The sequence below is a fragment of the Nocardiopsis sp. NPDC055879 genome (genome assembly GCF_053615935.1).
The window spans coordinates 236,590-254,034 of the sequence record NZ_JBSHCT010000008.1; the positions used below are offsets into that span (position 1 = coordinate 236,590).

Consider the following 17,445-nt stretch of genomic DNA (forward strand, 5'->3'; position numbering starts at 1 on the left):
ACGGCCCCGGAAGGGATCTTCCTCCTTCCGGGGCCGGAGTTTTCCTCGGGACCGGCTACCGGATACGCCCGGGGCCGCCCAGCGGGCCCAGGGTGCGCCGGATCCGGCCCACCGTTCGCGGGTCGGCGAGCAGCTCGTCCACCAGCACCGGTTCGCCCTCGCCACTGGTCAGTGGAATCCGCCAGTTGGGGTACTCGGTGCTGGTGCCCGGCTGGTTCTGCATGCGTCGCTCCCCCACCACGTCGGTGAGCGCCACCCCGAGCATCCGGGCCGGGGTGGCCTCCAGGTAGGCGTGCATGGCGGCGACGACCGCCGCCGGGTCGGCCAGCGGGTCGACGTCGGCGTCCAGCAACCCCAGTTCCACGAGCGTCTCGCGCCACCGGCCCACGCGTTCCTCGGAGTCCGCCCGCTCCTCGGCCACGGGCCGGTCGAGCAGTCCCAGGCGGTCGCGCAACTCCACGTGTTCGGCCGACAGGAACGACGCCACCGGCGGCAGGTCGTGGGTGTCGACGGTGGCCAGGCAGTCGGTACGCCAACGGTCGGGCGTGCGCGGCCGTCCCCGTTCGTCGTTCTCGAACCACAGCACCGAGGTTCCGAAGATCCCCCGGTCCGACAGGTGTTCGCGCACCCACGGCTCCACGGTGCCCAGGTCCTCGCCGATGATGACCGCGTCCGCCTCGCGCGCGGCCAGGGCCAGGACTCCCACCATGCCCTCGTGGTCGTACTCGAGATAGGTGCCCTGGTCGGCGGAGGCTCCCTCAGGTACGCACCAGAGCCGGAACAGCCCCATCACGTGGTCCATCCGCAGGCCGCCCGCGTGCCGCAGGTTGTGGGCGAGGATCTGGTGCAGCGGGCCGTACCCCTGCCGGGCCAGGTCCGTGGGGTGCCAGGGCGGCTGTCCCCAGTCCTGCCCGAGGCGGTTGAACTCGTCCGGGGGCGCGCCCACGTGCAGCCCCCGCACCAGCGTGTCCTGGAACATCCAGGCGTCGGCGCCGCCGGCCTGCACCCCGATGGCCAGGTCGTGCACGATGCCCAGACTCATCCCGGCGTTGAGGGCGCCGTTCTGGGCGAGGGCGAGTTGCTCGTCGAGGATCCACTGCAACCACCGGTGGAACTCCACCCGCGGCCAGCGTCGGAGCGCCTCCTTGCCGACGGCGAGGGCACCGACGTCGCGTAGGTGCGCGGGCCAGGTCCGGTGGTCGGAACCGTACTCCTCGGCCAACGCGGACCAGGTGGCGAACTCGACCAGCGCCTGTCCCTCACCGTCCAGGTAGCGGCGTAGTACCTCCTCGCGGCCGGGCGCGCGCGGCACTTGGAAGAGGACCTCAAGGGCGGCCTTCTTGGCCTCCCAGACGGCGTCGCGGTCGAGGAGGTCGGCGGTCCGTCCGCGTTCGCGCAGTGGCCGGGCCAGGCGTTGGACACCTTCGCGTTGGGCCGGGTCGAGCCGCGCGTACTCGGGCACGTCCTCGATCCTGATGTAGAGCGGGCTCCCGTAGCGACGGCTCACCGGCAGGTACGGCGAGGGTTCGATGGGGGCCGTCGGCTCGGTAGCGTGCAGGGGGTTGATCAGGGTGAAGTCGGCGCCCAGGTCTCGGGCGCTCCAGTCGGCGAGTTCGGTGAGGTCGCGTAGGTCGCCGGTGCCCCAAGAAGCGCGCGAACGCACGCTGTAGACCTGGGCCATCAGGCCCCACAGTCGCGGGTTCCGGCTCAGCGCGGTGGGTTCGATCCGGTCGGGGACCACCAGCAGCGGAGCGGCGTGGTCGGTGCCGTTGTCGGTGACCCGCAGGGTGTGCACGCCCAGTGGCAGTCCCGGATCGAAGGGCAGCAGCGCCCCGTCCGCGGTCTCCACGACGGCGCGCGCACCGTCGGGCAGCACCAGGTCGGGTGCCTTTCCCTCGCGGAGCACGACCGCCGGTGGCAACGGCCCTCTCTCCGGGCGCGGCTCGGGGTCGGCCGGATCCACCCCCATCGCCGCCAGGACATGACGGATCGTGTCGAGGCCGACGGGCACCCGTCGTCCCCGCCAGTCCTCGTACGTGGTCGCGATCCCGTACTGCTCGGCCACCCGGGCAAGCTGAACGTCCCTCACAGAAACCGATCATGCCCCACCAGGGCGTGTGTACACCGGAGGGCGCCCCGGCGTGGGGGCGAAAGGTGGTCGCCGGTTCCGTACCCGGACCGAACATGAGCCGAGCTCTTCGGCGACTTTCCGGTACGAACGGTGACCTCTGTCGCACGGTCCGTTCGTTCCGTCGCGGCTCCGCCCGGTCAAGCGCATAATCGGGAGCGTGCTCGCCAACTACCGACGGCTCTTCGCCGTGCCCCACGTCATGTCCCTGCTCCTGTGGTCCCTCATCGCGCGGTTCTACACCCCGGGACTGATGATCGCGGTCACCTTCCTGGTGCAGGGATGGACCGGTTCCTACACCTTGGCGGGTCTGGTCGCGGGGGCGTTCACCCTGGGCATGGCGTTGGTGGGGCCACTACGAGGGCGTATGGCGGACCGCGGCGGCGGTGACCGCCTGGTCCTGGTGTGCGGCGTGGTGTTCACCGTGGGATTGACGACCATGGCGCTGCTGCCCGCGTCGCTGTGGTGGCTGTCGATGCCGTTGGCGCTGGGGACCGGCCTGTTCGGCACCCCGGCCAACCAGATCGTGCGGGCGCTGTGGCCGCGGTTGACCCATGGGCCCGAGCGTCAGGCCATCTACGCGGCCGAGGCCACCACCCAGGAGTTGTTGTTCGTCTTCTCACCGATCCTCACCGCCGCCGTGGTGGCGATGGCCGGCCCCCGATACGCCCTGTTGATGTTGGGCCTGCTGGGGCTGGCGGGTTCGGTGGGGTTCGCGTGGGCGTTGCGGCGCGCCGGGGTCACCGGTCCGGCGTCGGTCGGGCACGGGACGTCCGCCGAGGCCGGAACCGACGAGGCCGCCGCTCCGCGAGAGGTACGGCGGCGGAGTCTGCTGGTGTCCCCCGCGCTGTGCCTGATCTTCGTGACGTGCCTGCTCATCGTCTCCGGTGTGGTGGGCATGGACCTGGTGATCGTGGCGTGGGCCAACGAGTTGAACGCGCCCCGGTACGTGATGGTGCTGGCTTCCGTGTGGGCGCTGGGATCGTTGGTGGGCGGTGCCGTCGCCGGCGGTCTGAAGGGCGTGCCGCGCCTGCCGCTGCGGGCGTTCGGCGCCGCGGCCGGTATCGCGATCCTGGTTCCGTTCGTGCCGCCCATCACGCACCTGCCCACGCCCCTGCTCATCACCCCGCTGCTGTTCGTGTCCGGGCTCGCCCTGGCTCCGACGCTGGCCGCGGTGATGGGACGGCTGGGCGACACCGCGCCCTCCCACCGGCGGGCGGAGGCGTTCGGGTGGATGGCCACGGCCATGAGCACGGGCGGCGCCGTGGCCGGTCCGCTGACCGGCGCGCTGGTGGACTCCAAAGGCATCGCCGGCGGGGTGTTGGGCGCGGTCGGCCTGGTGACGCTGGCCGCGGTGCTCACCCTGTTCCTGCGTCACCCGTCGACTCGCGAGGAAGCCCCTCCCCGGGAGGAGGCCCCGGTCGACCGTTCGGAGGTCACTCCTCCCAGCCCGGCGGGAAACGGTGCGCCCATGGACGCGCCCTCTCCAGTTGGGCCGACAGGGACAGCAGGGTCCCCTCTCCGCCCATGCGACCCGTGAGCATCACACCGATCGGCAGACCACGCTCGGACCAGTGCAGCGGCACGTTCACCGACGGCTGTCCGCTCACGTTGTAGACCGAGGTGAACGGCGTGAACTCCGTCATCCGTCGGAACTCGGTCTCGGGTCCGTCGCCGGTGAAGTGGCCGATGGGGACCGGTGGCGCGGCCAGGGTGGGGCTCAGGACCGCGTCGTAGGGCTCGGTGGCGGCCAGCAGTGAACGCACGCCGCATTGGAGCCGGGCCCAGGCCGCGACGAGGTCGGGCGCGGGGGTGGACCCGGCGCGTTCGCGCAGCCAACGGTTGATGGGGGTGAGTTCGCTCTCGCGGGCGGGGTCCACCGGGGTGGCCGCGCTCATCGCCTCCCACAGGTACTGGAAGTCGTCGGCGTAGGTGCCGGCGAAGTGGGCGTCGACGGGAGCCTCGATCGGCGTCACCTCGTGTCCCAGTTCCACGAGCAGCCTGGTCGTCTCCTCGTAGGCGGCCAGCACGTCGGGGTGGACGGGGATTCCGGCGGATCCGGTGTCGGTGTAGCGGCCGATCCGCAGCCGCCCCGGTTCGCGTCGGGCGTGGCCGGCGAAGGTCTCGCCGGGTGCCAGGGGCGGGGCCGCGTAGACGTCGCCGGGGTGATCGGCCGCCATGACGTCCAAGAGCAGGGCCGCGTCCAGGACGGTGCGGGTGATCGGCCCGGAGGTGGACAGACCGAACAAATCCACCCGGTCGGGGCCGATGGAGATCCGCCCCCGGGTGGGCTTGAGTCCGAACAGGCCGCAGACCGAGGCGGGGATGCGGATCGAACCGCCGCCGTCACTGCCCTGCGCCGCCGGCGCGAGTCCGGCGGCCACCGCGGCCGCGGCGCCCCCGCTGGAGCCGCCCGGCGACAGCCGGGTGTCCCAGGGGTTACGGGTGGACGGGGCGATGTCGTTCTCGGTGTAGCAGGTCGACCCGAATTCGGGGGTGTTGGTCTTGCCGAGGAACACCGCGCCGGCCTCGCGCAGTCGCGCGACCACCGCAGAGTCGGTGGGGGCGGTGAGGCCCGTGTACAGGCGGGAGCCGAAAGTGACGGGTGCGCCGGCCAGGGGGTCCAGGTCCTTGACGGGCAGGGGGATCCCCAGCAGGGCCGGAAGAGTGGCCGGCGTGTCGGAGACGACCCGCTTCTCCGCATTTCGGGCCTGCTCCAGGGCGCTTTCTTCGAGGACCGAAACATAGGCGCCGGAACGTTCGTCGAACCTGCGAATCCGCGTCAGATAGTGCTCAGTGATCTCAACAGGCGACAGCTCACGACTGCGGACCAGTGCCACGAGCCGATGAAGGGGAAGTTCGTGCATCCGGGTCATACCGCCAGAGATTAACGGGGTAAGGCAACGGGCACCACGCGAATGAGGTCGATCTTCTCTAGAGAGACGACAAAAAAGTAACCCTTCCCCATTCTCGGCATCCGAACACGTACGGATGCAAGGGCGCAAGGTAAGAAAAGTGTGAGAAGTAATGCACTAGGACTCGGATATGGATGGAACTAACCTGTCCGTCGTGGAATCGGCAACCAGAGTGAACAGTCGCAACTCATCTTCCGGAGGGTCCGAACCCGAAGGAAACAACGCCCTCTTCTTCCCCAACCAACGCAGGACCGACGGGATCGGCGGCAAGGCCCTGTACGGGGCCCTCAAGTCCAACGACGCCCTCCGCCGGTGGATCATCCGGAGCACGATCGCCGCGATCGTCGCCGGTGGCATCGGCATGCTCACCGGGGAGTGGCGGGTCGGCGTCACTTTCGGACTGGTCGCCCTGGTCTCCGTCATGGTCTGGAGCTCGCGCCGGGAGTCCGAAATCCCACGCTGGCGCAAACCCTCGGCGGCACAGCGTCGCACCGAGGCCCAGCTCAAGGTCATGAAGCAGCTCGGCTACCGCGTCCTGCACGCGCGCGCCGTGCCCGGCGGCAACGGGCAGATCGACCACTTCATCGTCGGTCGCCGCGGCGCCTTCGCCATCGACTCCGAGTCCTGGGACAAGCGCCTCCCGCTGCGCAACAAGCTGGAGAAGCTGTACCACGGTCGGTTCAGCAAGAACGAACGGATCGACGAGGCCCTGGAAGAGGCCGAACGCGCGGCGGAGCTCGTCGGCAAGGAGCTCGGCCGCGAGATCAAGGTCCGCGCCTCACTGGCCATCTACGGTCCCGGCATGCCCTGGGACAGCCACCGCCTGCGCGGAGTGGACATCATCACCGGCACCAAGGTCCGCAAGTGGCTGCGCACCGGCCGCGACCGGCTCAGCGAATCCGAGATCGAGGAGATCTACCAGGCCGCGAGGAAGGCCCTGCCACCCCGATATTGACTTCGGTCCCCCGCCGCCGCTCGGCCCGGAAAAGCGCCACGACGCCGTGGTTCCGGGCCTTACGTATGCCCGAGACCGAAGCGACTCGGGCCGGCAGGAAGGAGCCGTCCGGCGCGCGAACGAGACCGCCGCCGGACGGAAGGCCAGGGACCTGACCGGGGAGAATCCACCCCGATGTCTCATTATCCGGAACGCCCGTCTTCCCGGGCGAGACCGAAGCGGCCCCGGAAGGGGACTACCATCGCAGGGAAACACCCGTAACGATGGGAGTCCACCCATGCCGCCCCTACGTTCACGTACGGTCACCCACGGCAGAAACATGGCCGGCGCACGCGCTCTCATGCGCGCGACCGGTGTGGAGCGCGAGGACTTCGGCAAGCCCATCGTGGCCGTGGCCAACAGTTTCACCGAGTTCGTGCCCGGTCACGTGCATCTGCGCGAGGTCGCCGAGGTCGTCGCCAACGCCATCCGCGAGGCCGGTGGCGTGCCGCGCGAGTTCAACTCCATCGCCGTCGACGACGGCATCGCCATGGGGCACGGCGGGATGCTGTACTCGCTGCCCAGTCGCGAACTCATCGCGGACTCGCTCGAATACATGGTCAACGCGCACTGCGCCGACGCCCTGGTCTGCGTGTCCAACTGCGACAAGATCACCCCCGGCATGCTGCTCGCGGCGATGCGCCTGAACATCCCCACCGTGTTCGTCTCCGGTGGTCCCATGGAGGCCGGCAAGGTCACGGTGGTCGAGGGCACCGCCGTCACCGTCAAGAAGCTCGACCTGATCAACCCGATGATCGCCGCCGCGGACGAGAGCGTCTCCCAGGAAGAACTGGACGAGATGGAGGAGAACGCCTGCCCGACCTGCGGTTCCTGTTCGGGCATGTTCACCGCCAACTCCATGAACTGCCTCACCGAGGTGATGGGCCTGGCCCTGCCCGGCAACGGCACCGTCCTGGCCACTCACACCGCCCGCCGCGCCCTGTACGAGGACGCCGGACGCCTGGTCGTCGAGGCCGCCAAGCGCTACTACGAGGACGACGACGGCTCGGTGCTGCCGCTGTCCATCGCCACACCGGCCGCCTTCGGCAACGCCATGGCACTGGACGTGGCCATGGGCGGCTCCACCAACACGATCCTGCACCTGTTGGCCACCGCCACCGAAGCGGGCGTGGACTTCGGGCTGCCCGAGATCGACGAGGTCTCCCGACGCGTCCCGTGCCTGTGCAAGGTCGCGCCCAACACCGAGAAGTACCACATCGAGGACGTGCACCGGGCGGGAGGCATCCCCGCCATCATGGGCTCGCTGGCCCGCGGTGGGCTGCTGGACACCTCCCTGCCGACCGTGCACGGCAAGACCATCGGTGAGTTCATCGCCGAGTGGGACATCACCACCGACACCGCGAGCGACGTGGCCGTGGAGCTCTTCCACGCCGCGCCCGGTGGCCGCCGCACCACCAAGGCCTACTCGCAGAGCACCCGCTGGGAGACCCTGGACACCGACCGGGAGAAGGGCTGCATCCGCTCGGTGGAGCACGCCTACACCAAGGACGGTGGCCTGGCCGTGCTGTTCGGCAACCTCTCCCCCGACGGCGCGATCGTCAAGACCGCCGGCGTGGAGGAGGAACTGTGGACCTTCTCCGGACCCGCCAAGGTGTTCGAGTCCCAGGAGGACGCCGTCGACGGCATCCTCAACAAGCGGATCGAGCCCGGTGACGTGGTCGTCATCCGCTACGAGGGCCCCAGGGGCGGCCCCGGCATGCAGGAAATGCTGTACCCGACGAGCTTCCTCAAGGGGCGCGGCCTGGGCAAGGCGTGCGCGCTCATCACCGACGGGCGCTTCTCCGGCGGAACCTCGGGGTTGTCCATCGGCCACGCCTCCCCCGAGGCGGCGGCCGGCGGCGACATCGCCCTGGTCGAGGACGGCGACACCATCAGCATCGACATCCCCAATCGGGGTCTGGTGCTGGAGGTCCCCGAGGACGAGCTGAACACCCGGCGTGAGCGGCTGCTCAAGGAGCTGGGCCGGTTCCAGCCGCGCGATCGGCGGCGTCCGGTGACGGCGGCGCTGCGCGCCTACGCCGCGATGGCAACGTCCGCTTCCACCGGGGCCGCTCGCGACGTCACCCAGATCGAGAGGTAGGGGACGAGTCGAACATGGAAAGGGGCGGCCCCACCAGGGCCGCCCCTTTCGGCTGTGGACAACGGGTGGCCACGGACGACGCGCCGCCGTGGGCAACGCGTGGTCGTAGGCGACCCGCGTTCGGGAACGGCGTAGGGCTCAGCCGCAGCAACCGCCCCCGCAGCAGCCGCCTCCCCCGGAGGGAGCCGGGGCCGTGGCACGACCGCCCACGGCGACGGTGGACAGGAGACGCACGGTGTCGTCGTGCCCCTGCGGGCAGGCGGCCGGACTGTCGGACTCGGCCATTGGACGGGACAGTTCGAAGGTGTCGCCGCACTCGCGACAGCGGAAGTCGTATCTGGGCATGTCCCCAGAATAGGACGCCGCCCACCGCGTGTGGGGGGACCAGGGACCCGAACCTCCGGGCAAGGGGACGCCCCCGGGGTCGAAGGGGATTCGACTCCCGGGGGCGTCTGAGGGGCCGGGTGTTGGGACGCCCGGTACTCCGACCCTCACAGGCCTCGTCAGGCGGCCAAGTGCGCCATGTACGGCTCCCACTGTGGGTCACCGTGCAGGTCGCCGTTGATCAACCGCCAGTGGGGACCCTTGGGCACCTTGGGGGTGATGTGCAGTTCCCAGCCGATCTCGTCGAGGAACTTGTCCGCCTTGCGGTGGTTGCACGGCTTGCAGGCCGCCACGACGTTCTCCCATACGTGCGCGCCACCGCGGCTGCGCGGGATGACGTGGTCGATCGTCTCGGCCTTCTTTCCGCAGTACCCGCACGTGTGCCGGTCCCGCCGCATCAGTGCGACACGGGTGAGCGGCACCCTGCGGCTGTACGGAACACTGATGTAACGCCGCAGTCTGATCACCGACGGCACGTCGTAGGCCCTCGTCGCCGAATGCAGCACCGCTCCGGTGCCGTCCTCGTGCACGACATCCGCCTTCTCTCGGAGCACGAGCAGAATCGCCCTGCGCAGTGGAAGTGTCGTCAGTGGTTCAAAACTGGCGTTGAGCAGCAGCACGTGGCGTCGGGCGGTGCCTGGACCGCCCTCCTTGCTGCGCCGGCCGCTCATCGCGTCACCTCGGCCGTCGCGAACGACCGCCGTGTCTCTTCCCCGGCCAGCCGATCGGCCAGCCAGGAGACCTCCCTGTGCACCGATCCCAGGATCGGTGTCTTCTTACGCCTTGCCACACGGACCTCCCGGTGGTTCCCGCCGAGTTGCGTCCCGCATTCAGTCTGCTTGGTGGAAGCACTCCAGCGCCACCCCAATTTACGCTGGGCTGCCCAGAAAACGTCTGTTGTCGATTTCTCGAACCCATTGTGCGGCCCGCACGGTGAGTTCCATGGTGACGCCGCGCCGAACACGCAGGGTGAGATATGGGTGGATAGGGTGCAAAGCATGCGCGAACTCCGCTATCCCCCGGCCGAACGGCTGGACATCGAAGAGAACCTGCACGGCCACACGGTCCACGACCCCTACCGGTGGTTGGAGGACGCCGACGCCGCTTCCACCAAGGAGTGGGCCTCGGCGCAGGACACCCTGTACCAACGGATCGGCGTCGACCAAGACGCCCGTGAGGTGTTCGCGGAACGGCTGCGTTCCCTCATGGGAGCCGGCGGCGTCGGTGTACCGCTGTGGCGGGGCGACCGCCGTTTCGGCGTACGCCGCGACCCCGGCCAGGAACACGCGGTGCTGTACGTACGCGATGGCGAGGGTCCCGAACGTACGCTCATCGACCCCGGGGCCATGGATCCCTCCGGGCTGACCACCCTGGACTCCTGGCGGCCCTCTCCCGATGGCCGACTGCTCTCCTACCAGCTCTCCGAGGGCGGTGACGAGGAGTCGCTGCTGCGGATCATGGACGTGGAGACCGGCGAACCCGTCGACGTCCCCATCCCCCGCACCCGGTACAGCCCGGTGGCGTGGCTACCCGACGGCTCGGCGTTCTACTACGTGCGTCGCCTGCCCGAGGAACGGGTCCCCGACGGTGAGGAGGCCTACCACCGTCGCGTCTACCTGCACCGCCTGGGCACTCCGGTGGAGGAGGACCCCATCGTCTTCGGCGAGGGCCGGGACAAGACCGACTACTTCGGTGTCTCCCTCAGCCGGGACGGTCGCTGGCTGACCCTGACCTCGGTGCGGGGCACCTCGTCCGCCACCGAGGCCTGGGTCGCCGACCTGAGCACGAGCCCGCTGGAGAGCCCCCGCCTGCTCACCGTCCAGGAGGGTGTGGACGCCGACCTGAGCCCCCATGTGGGTCGGGACGGACGCCTGTACCTGCTCACCGACCGTGACGCCTCGCGTGGGCGCCTGTGCGTCGTCGATCCCGCCGATCCGTCCTACGAGAACTGGACCACGCTGGTCGCCGAGGACCCCGAGGCCGTCCTGGACGGTTTCGCCCTCCTGGACGGGGACGGGCTCGACTCGCCCGAGCTCCTCGTCACCTGGAGTCGGCACGCGATCAGCGAGATCACCCGGCACGACCCGGCCGACGGCGCCCCCCTGGGTTCGGTGCCCATGCCGGGCCTGGGCAGCCTCGCCGGCCTCACCTCCCGCCCCGAGGGCGGCCACGAGGCGTGGTTCGGCTACACCGACAACACCCACCCTTCGTCGGTGTACCACTACGACGCCCGCACCGGCGCGGTGGAACTGTGGGAGCGCGCACCCGGCGACATCGACGTGCCGCAGGTGCGCACCGAACAGGTCGCGTTCACGTCCAAGGACGGCACCACGGTGCGAATGTTGGTGGTGTCCCCGCCCGAGGCGGCGGACGGGCCTCGGCCGACCATCCTGTACGGCTACGGCGGCTTCCAGATCTCGCTGACCCCCGCCTACTCCGCGGCGATCCTGTCGTGGGTGCGGGCCGGCGGCGTCTACGCGGTCGCCAACCTGCGCGGTGGGCTGGAGGAGGGCGAGGCCTGGCACCGCGGTGGCATGCTCGCCGCCAAGCAGAACGTGTTCGACGACTGCGCCGCGGCCGCCGAACACCTCATCGACACCGGAGTGACCACCCGCGACCGGCTCGCCGTCATGGGTGGCAGCAACGGCGGGCTGCTGGTGGGTTCGATGGTGACCCAGCGGCCGGACCTGTTCCGCGCGGCCGTGTGTTCGGCGCCCCTGCTGGACATGGTGCGCTACGAGCGCTTCGGCCTGGGACAGCTGTGGAACGTCGAGTACGGCACCGCCGACGACGCCGAACAGCTGGGTTGGTTGTTGGGCTACTCGCCGTACCACAACGTGCGCGAGGGCACCCGATACCCGGCGATCCTGTTCACGGTGTTCGACAACGACACCCGGGTGGACCCACTGCACGCCCGCAAGCTGTGCGCCGCCCTTCAGCACGCCACGTCGGCTCCGATCGGGGAACGCCCGGTGTTGCTTCGCGCCGAGGCTCAGGTCGGGCACAGCTCCCGCTCGGTGAGCCGGAGCGTGGCGCTCAGCGCCGACCAGCTGGCCTTCCTCGCCCACCACCTGGGACTGGAAGTGGGCCGGTAGGTCCGGTCACCGCACGCTTCGGGGCCCGGGGAGAGCAAGGACACAAGTTCACCCGGGCCCCGTGGCCTCCCCCTTTGCGAGAATGGGCGGATGGCTGTCCCCGTGCGCGCCGCGCCGGGCAACGCCCGCGCACGGCCCCCGTCCTCGGGGGCTCCCCAGGGAGAGGACCCCAGAAGTGACCCAGACCCAGGACGAGGTCGCCACCATCGCACCCAAGCGGCACGTGCACCATCAGCAGGTGCGCTACGCCGACCTGGACCCGCAGCAGCACGTCAACAACGTGCGGATGCTGACCTACCTGGAGGACGCCCGGGTCTCGTTCCTCAACTACGGAGGGGTGGCCGGCGGCGAGGGGTTCGGCGCCATGGTGGTGGCACGGCAGGAGGCCGACTACGTCGCCCCGCTGCTGCCCCGTAGCGAGCCGGTGCGCGTGGAACTGTGGGTCACCGAGGTGCGCAACGCCAGCTGCACCCTGGCCTACGAGATCCTGGACGACGAGAAGGTCTACCTGCGCGCCAAGACCGTCCTGGTCGGTTTCGACGTACCGACGCAGAGCGCTCGGCGTCTGAACGACACCGAGCGCGCCCTGCTCGCCGAATACTCCTGAACCGATCGGTCACCGCTTCAAGGAGATGGTGATGGCCTCACCGTCGTCGCCGTCGTCGCGGCGGCTCTCCTTGCGGGCCTGACCGTCGCTACCGATGGTCATCGAGGTGGGTTCGGCCACCGCCGGCGGCGTGGCCTCCTCCGCGACGTTGACCATGCTGTGCGCGGCCATGACCATGTACTCCCACATCTGGCGGTCCAGAGCCTCGGGCAGCTCCAGGGAGTCCATGGCCACACGCATGTGCTTGAGCCAGATGTCCCGCTCGGCGGCGCCGATGCGGAACGGAACGTGGCGCATGCGCAGGCGGGGGTGCCCACGCCTCTCGTTGTAGGTACGGGGTCCGCCCCAGTACTGGATCAAGAACAGCCGGAGGCGCTCCTCGGCGGGGCCGAGGTCCTCCTCCGGGTACATGGGTCGAAGTTCGGGGTCCTCGGCCACTTCCTCGTAGAAACGACGGACCAGACGGACGAAGGTGTCCTCGCCGCCAACGGCCTCGTAGAACGTCATCTGCGCGGGCTCTTCGCCGGCGCCCTGGTGGTCATCACGCGCGGAACTCATCGTCACCAGGGTATGCGACGTTCGCCGACGCCCTCCGGGACCCAAGGACCGGGGGACAACGACACAGGTCACCTCCACACCAGGGCCGAGGTTCCCCGCCCTAGGACGACGAAGGCCCCGCCGACCGGACGGTTCCGGATGGCGAGGCCCTCGTCGTCGACCACCGCGATCAGTCGCGGGTGAGCTTGCGGTGGGTGACCGCGTGCGGGCGCGCGGCCTCCGGACCCAGGCGCTCGATCTTGTTCTTCTCGTAGGACTCGAAGTTGCCCTCGAACCAGAACCAGTTGGCGCCACCCTCCCAGGCGAGGATGTGGGTGGCGACGCGGTCCAGGAACCAGCGGTCGTGGGAGGTGATCACCGCGCAGCCCGGGAAGTCCAGGATGGCGTTCTCCAGCGACCCGAGGGTCTCCACGTCCAGGTCGTTGGTGGGCTCGTCCAGGAGCAGCAGGTTGCCGCCCTGCTTGAGGGTGAGCGCCAGGTTGACCCGGTTGCGCTCACCGCCCGAAAGCACACCGGAGGCCTTCTGCTGGTCGGAGCCCTTGAAACCGAAGGCGGCCACGTAGGCGCGGCTGGGGATCTCGACCTTGCCGACCTGGATGAAGCTCTCCCCGTCGGAGATGCTCTCCCAGACGTTCTTGCTGTCGTCGATCCGACCCCGGTACTGGTCGACGTAGGAGATCTCGACGGTGTCACCGACGGTGATCTTGCCCTCGTCGGGGGTCTCCTCCCCCACGATCATCTTGAACAGGGTGGTCTTACCGACACCGTTGGGGCCGATGATGCCGACGATGCCGTTGGGCGGCAGCGAGAAGCTGAGGTCCTCGATGAGGACACGGTCGTCGAAGCCCTTGGTGAGGTTCTTGACCTCGACCACGGTGTTGCCCAGACGCGGACCCGGAGGGATCTGGATCTCCTCGAAGTCCAGCTTGCGGGTCTTGTCGGCCTCGGCGGCCATCTCCTCGTAGCGGGCCAGACGGGACTTGCTCTTGGTCTGGCGGGCCTTGGCGTTGGAGCGGACCCACTCCAGCTCCTCCTTGAGGCGCCGGGACTTCTTGGCGTCCTTTTGCCCCTCGACCTTCAGGCGGGCCTGCTTGGTCTCCAGGTAGGTGCTGTAGTTGCCCTCGTAGGGGTAGAACTGGCCGCGGTCCAGCTCCAGGATCCAGGTGGCGACGTGGTCCAGGAAGTACCTGTCGTGAGTGATCGCGATGATGGTGCCGGCGTAGTTGGCCAGGTGCTGCTCCAGCCAGTTCACGCTCTCGGCGTCCAGGTGGTTGGTGGGCTCGTCGAGAAGCAGCAGGTCGGGGGCTTCCAGCAGGATCTTGCACAGGGCGACCCTGCGCTTCTCACCACCGGAGAGCTGGGTGACGTCGGCGTCCCCGGGCGGGCAGCGCAGCGCGTCCATCGCCTGTTCGAGCTGGCTGTCCAGGTCCCAGGCGTTGCGGTGGTCGAGCTGCTCCTGGAGCTTGCCCATCTCCTCCAGCAGGGCGTCGGAGTAGTCCGTCGCCATCTGCTCGGCGATCTCGTTGAAGCGGTTCAACATCGCCTTGGTCTCGGCGACGCCGTCCTCGACGTTCTCCAGGACGGTCTTGGTCTCGTCCAGGTGCGGTTCCTGGGCGAGCAGGCCCACGGTGAAGCCGGGCATGAGTCGCGCCTCGCCGTTGGACGGCTGCTCGATGCCGGCCATGATCTTCAGCAGCGTCGACTTACCCGAGCCGTTGGGGCCCACGACGCCGATCTTGGCTCCGGGCAGGAACGAACCCGAAACGTTGTCCAGGACGACCTTGTCGCCGTGCGCCTTGCGCACGTTTTGCATGGTGTAGATGTACTCCGGCATGCCTCCCAGCCTAGGCCGTCGGAGACCGTGCCCCCGCCACTTCCGTCTCTGAGTGCGGAACCCGTGCCCACACCCGACCGGCGCCGGATGTGGGCACGGGGTCAACGTGGTGGTGGGACACGACCCGGACCGGGTTCCGTCCCGTCCCCGGGCCCTGCGTCGAACTCGAACCGGTCCGCGTGCTCGGCCATGTGCCGGGCCCAACGTTGGGCCGACAACCCCCAGCCCAGCGCCCGTTCCATCAACACCGCCATCGCGTATCCGGGCCGCGCCGCCAGGGCGCTCTGGATCGCGGCCCGGGCCAGGGCCATGTCGCCGGCCTGCCAGGCGGCCACGGCCAGCAGGGAGGCCGGGCCGGCCCGGTGCCGGTGTGGGACGTGCCGGGTCACCCGGGACCACAGCCGCCGGTGCAGCGGGGCCTCCTCCGGGGTGATGCGGGCCCACACGGCGTCGCGTACCCGCAGGTCGAGGATGGCCACGCCGAGCATCGCCAAGGTGTCGGGGTCGCGGACCCGCTCGCTCACCTCCCGGCGCACCACCGACCGCACCCGCCGGATCCGACTCCGTGAGGCCTCGCGGCCGCGTTCCGCGCGGAACCGTTCCTCCAGGAGCGCCGCGGACTCGGCGACGGCCGCTCGTTGCTCGCCCGCCACGGGTTCCAGCAGCGCCCGGACCCGGGCCGGGTCCGTCTCCTCCGACCCCGCGTCCTCGGGCTCCACGGCCTCGCGCTCGACCGGTCGCGATGACCCGTCGTGTCGTTCGGCGACCAGGTCCGGAGGTTTCCACAGGGTGGCGCGGGCGCGCGGGTCGAAGGGCGTCCCCTCCGCGGGGCAACAACCCTCGTCCTCGCACAGGTAGGACCAGAACCGGTCCCCCGTCGCCCGGTAGGCGGCCGGGACGGGCAGACCCGCCGCGGCCGCCTCGGTCAGGAACGACCTGACGTGCGGGTCCACGCGTTCGGGCGGGCCGAACCCGGCCAACAGGGCCGCGCCGCCGGACAGTTCCAGCGCCGCCCGGACGGCCACCGCACCGCTGCGCGCGGCGGTCAGGACGTGGTCCAACCGGTCGAGGGTGCCGTGCAGCAACCCGCGTGGGTCACCCCGGTCGACGACCAGGACCAGCACGGAGTCGCGCACCGAACGCCGCGCCATGGTGGGCAGGGCGGCCAGGAAGGCCCGTGGGTCGGCCAGGTGGGCGGGCGGAATCGCGGAGCGGGGTGGGGGCAGGGCCCGCGCACCGGGGCGGGCATGATCGTGTCGGGAGGATGCGCCGTCGTCGTGTCCATGCTGATCACAGGGCATGTACTCACGTTCGGTCACCGAGGCCCACACGGCAAGCGACGCCCTCCGAGCCTGTGGAAAACTCACACCGGCCCGGAGGTATCAGCAGGTCAGGGGCGGTTCTCGGTACTTCCGCCATCGTAGACGCCGCCCTCGCGCGGCCCGGGTATCCGGTTACTCACCTCGGGCCGCCCGGCGGGCAGGCACACACGGTCGCGGCCGGTCTCCTTGGCCCGGTACAGCGCCAAATCGGCGGCGGTCAGCAATTCCACGAGGTCGTCTCCGTGGTCGCCGACCACCGCCACACCGATCGAGATGGTGATCGAGACGGGAACCTCGTCCACCGCGATCTCCATCCGGCCGACCTGGGAACGTAGTCGCTCCGCCGCCTGCCAGGCCTCGGTGACGTCGGAGCCCGGGAGCAGGACGACGAACTCCTCGCCACCGAACCTGCCCAGCAGGTCCGACTCCCGCAACTGTTGGGAGATCGTGGTGGCCACACCCAACAGGACCTGGTCACCGAACAGGTGTCCGTAGGTGTCGTTGACCCGTTTGAAGTGGTCGATGTCGACGATCAGCACCGCGGCCCGGCCTCGGGACTCCCGCGCGCGGGCGATCTGACTCGCCGCCTCCCGCTCCCAGGTGGGCGCGTTGAGCAGCCCGGTCTTGGGGTCGGTCCGCGCCGCGGTCTGCAACTGCTGGTAGACGAGGCTCCGCTGCAGCAACAGGACCGGCGGGACGGCGATGACCAGGAGGAACAGGGAGAGCTGGGCCAGGATGGCCACGGTGACGCCGACACATAATTCGACGCAGTCCACCAGGAACGCCTCGCGGTCCCACATGCTCGGCGTCCCACCGTCGGGGCTGAGCCGGGCCGCCAGGAACACCAGCGCCGTGTTGAAGAGGGTGAAGACGACGCAGCACAACAGGGCGAGGAAGACTCCGTTGACACTGGCGAGGGTGGCGTGCGCGGTGGTGGATCCCCCGAGCCCCTCGACCGGTCCGCTCTGCGCACCGTGCCAGAGCAGCGAGGCCACGAACCCGGAGACGCCCACCGCGGCCGTGTTGAACATCTGGCGGTGCAACATCGCGCGCCGCTTGCGGCGTTGGAGCAGGAAGACCGGGATGGGGATGAGCAGGGAGTACAGGGGTGGCAGCAGGAGCATGGCGGGGAGCCACCACGCGCCCAGCAGATCGCGGCTCAGTCCCTCGGGCACACCGATCCGACGTATCGCCTCCAGACACACCAGTGCGCACAGGACGAGGGCGACGAAGAGCACGAGGTCGAAGCTCGTGATGGACGTCTGGGCGACGGTCACGCCGATCAGGAACAGTGCGGAGGTCACCAGCAGGACGAGGTACACGACCAGCCCACGGGGCTGTTGGAAGACCGGCCAGGACCGTCGTCGCTGCCCGGGCGGATTCTCCTCGGGGGCCATCGGCTTCTCCGAGATGCTCACCGCTCCGTCCTCCCTTCCCGCCACGCCCTCTGTCGTCCGTACGCGACTACCGACTCTGATGTGCCCACCGCCTCTCACGGTTCTCACTA

13 protein-coding genes are annotated in these 17,445 nt (G+C 69.7%); 5 read left to right on the forward strand and 8 right to left on the reverse strand.

The features are described 5' to 3' along the window. Positions 1 to 55: 55 nt before the first annotated feature. Positions 56 to 2,089 (reverse strand): 4-alpha-glucanotransferase, encoded by a 2,034-nt coding sequence (gene malQ, locus ACWGKS_RS11950; RefSeq protein WP_358509432.1) that lies wholly within the window; start codon positions 2,087 to 2,089, stop codon positions 56 to 58. Positions 2,090 to 2,288: 199 nt separating this feature from the next. Here malQ and ACWGKS_RS11955 point away from each other — a divergent pair, with 199 nt between their 5' ends. Beyond that, positions 2,289 to 3,668 (forward strand): MFS transporter, encoded by a 1,380-nt coding sequence (locus ACWGKS_RS11955; protein ID WP_452522574.1) that lies wholly within the window; start codon positions 2,289 to 2,291, stop codon positions 3,666 to 3,668. Here ACWGKS_RS11955 and ACWGKS_RS11960 read toward each other — a convergent pair. Beyond that, positions 3,565 to 5,004: an amidase gene (locus tag ACWGKS_RS11960; RefSeq protein ID WP_452522576.1), complete on the reverse strand. Its 1,440-nt coding sequence runs from the start codon at positions 5,002 to 5,004 to the stop codon at positions 3,565 to 3,567. The two genes, ACWGKS_RS11955 and ACWGKS_RS11960, sit on opposite strands and share 104 nt — an antisense overlap. Positions 5,005 to 5,215: 211 nt before the next feature. Between ACWGKS_RS11960 and ACWGKS_RS11965 the strand changes: the two genes are divergently transcribed. Together ACWGKS_RS11965 and ilvD are read left to right on the forward strand one after the other, a co-directional pair. Next, positions 5,216 to 5,998 (forward strand): nuclease-related domain-containing protein, encoded by a 783-nt coding sequence (locus ACWGKS_RS11965; protein WP_358509423.1) that lies wholly within the window; start codon positions 5,216 to 5,218, stop codon positions 5,996 to 5,998. A gap of 277 nt (positions 5,999 to 6,275) precedes the next feature. Beyond that, positions 6,276 to 8,138, forward strand: coding sequence for a dihydroxy-acid dehydratase (ilvD, locus tag ACWGKS_RS11970; protein WP_452522579.1), 1,863 nt, complete (start codon positions 6,276 to 6,278; stop codon positions 8,136 to 8,138). 138 nt (positions 8,139 to 8,276) lie between these two features. Here ilvD and ACWGKS_RS11975 read toward each other — a convergent pair whose 3' ends face one another. Both ACWGKS_RS11975 and ACWGKS_RS11980 read right to left on the reverse strand, forming a co-directional pair. Then, positions 8,277 to 8,483 carry an FmdB family zinc ribbon protein gene (locus ACWGKS_RS11975; RefSeq protein WP_452456559.1) on the reverse strand — a complete coding sequence of 69 codons (207 nt, stop codon included), beginning with the start codon at positions 8,481 to 8,483 and terminating at the stop codon, positions 8,277 to 8,279. A 158-nt stretch (positions 8,484 to 8,641) separates the two neighbouring features. Beyond that, on the reverse strand, positions 8,642 to 9,142 hold the full coding sequence (locus ACWGKS_RS11980; protein WP_304069805.1) for an HNH endonuclease: 501 nt from the start codon (positions 9,140 to 9,142) through the stop codon (positions 8,642 to 8,644). 378 nt (positions 9,143 to 9,520) lie between these two features. Here ACWGKS_RS11980 and ACWGKS_RS11985 point away from each other — a divergent pair, with 378 nt between their 5' ends. Both ACWGKS_RS11985 and ACWGKS_RS11990 read left to right on the forward strand, forming a co-directional pair. Beyond that, on the forward strand, positions 9,521 to 11,617 hold the full coding sequence (locus ACWGKS_RS11985; RefSeq protein WP_452456558.1) for a prolyl oligopeptidase family serine peptidase: 2,097 nt from the start codon (positions 9,521 to 9,523) through the stop codon (positions 11,615 to 11,617). Positions 11,618 to 11,792: 175 nt separating this feature from the next. Next, the gene (locus tag ACWGKS_RS11990; protein ID WP_358509413.1) at positions 11,793 to 12,224 is read left to right on the forward strand and encodes an acyl-CoA thioesterase; all 432 of its coding nucleotides are present in this window, start codon (positions 11,793 to 11,795) and stop codon (positions 12,222 to 12,224) included. A gap of 9 nt (positions 12,225 to 12,233) precedes the next feature. Here ACWGKS_RS11990 and ACWGKS_RS11995 read toward each other — a convergent pair whose 3' ends face one another. From ACWGKS_RS11995 to ACWGKS_RS12010, 4 genes are all read right to left on the reverse strand, one after another. Then, positions 12,234 to 12,782 (reverse strand): globin, encoded by a 549-nt coding sequence (locus ACWGKS_RS11995; protein ID WP_358509410.1) that lies wholly within the window; start codon positions 12,780 to 12,782, stop codon positions 12,234 to 12,236. A gap of 169 nt (positions 12,783 to 12,951) precedes the next feature. Continuing rightward, a complete protein-coding gene (gene ettA, locus ACWGKS_RS12000) occupies positions 12,952 to 14,616 on the reverse strand; it encodes an energy-dependent translational throttle protein EttA (protein WP_358509407.1) in 1,665 nt (554 codons plus the stop codon). Between the two features lie 101 nt (positions 14,617 to 14,717). After that, positions 14,718 to 15,917, reverse strand: a complete 1,200-nt coding sequence (locus ACWGKS_RS12005) for a DUF4192 domain-containing protein (RefSeq protein WP_358509404.1) — start codon at positions 15,915 to 15,917, stop codon at positions 14,718 to 14,720. Between the two features lie 89 nt (positions 15,918 to 16,006). Continuing rightward, a complete protein-coding gene (locus ACWGKS_RS12010; RefSeq protein WP_358509401.1) occupies positions 16,007 to 17,356 on the reverse strand; it encodes a sensor domain-containing diguanylate cyclase in 1,350 nt (449 codons plus the stop codon). Positions 17,357 to 17,445 lie beyond the last annotated feature (89 nt).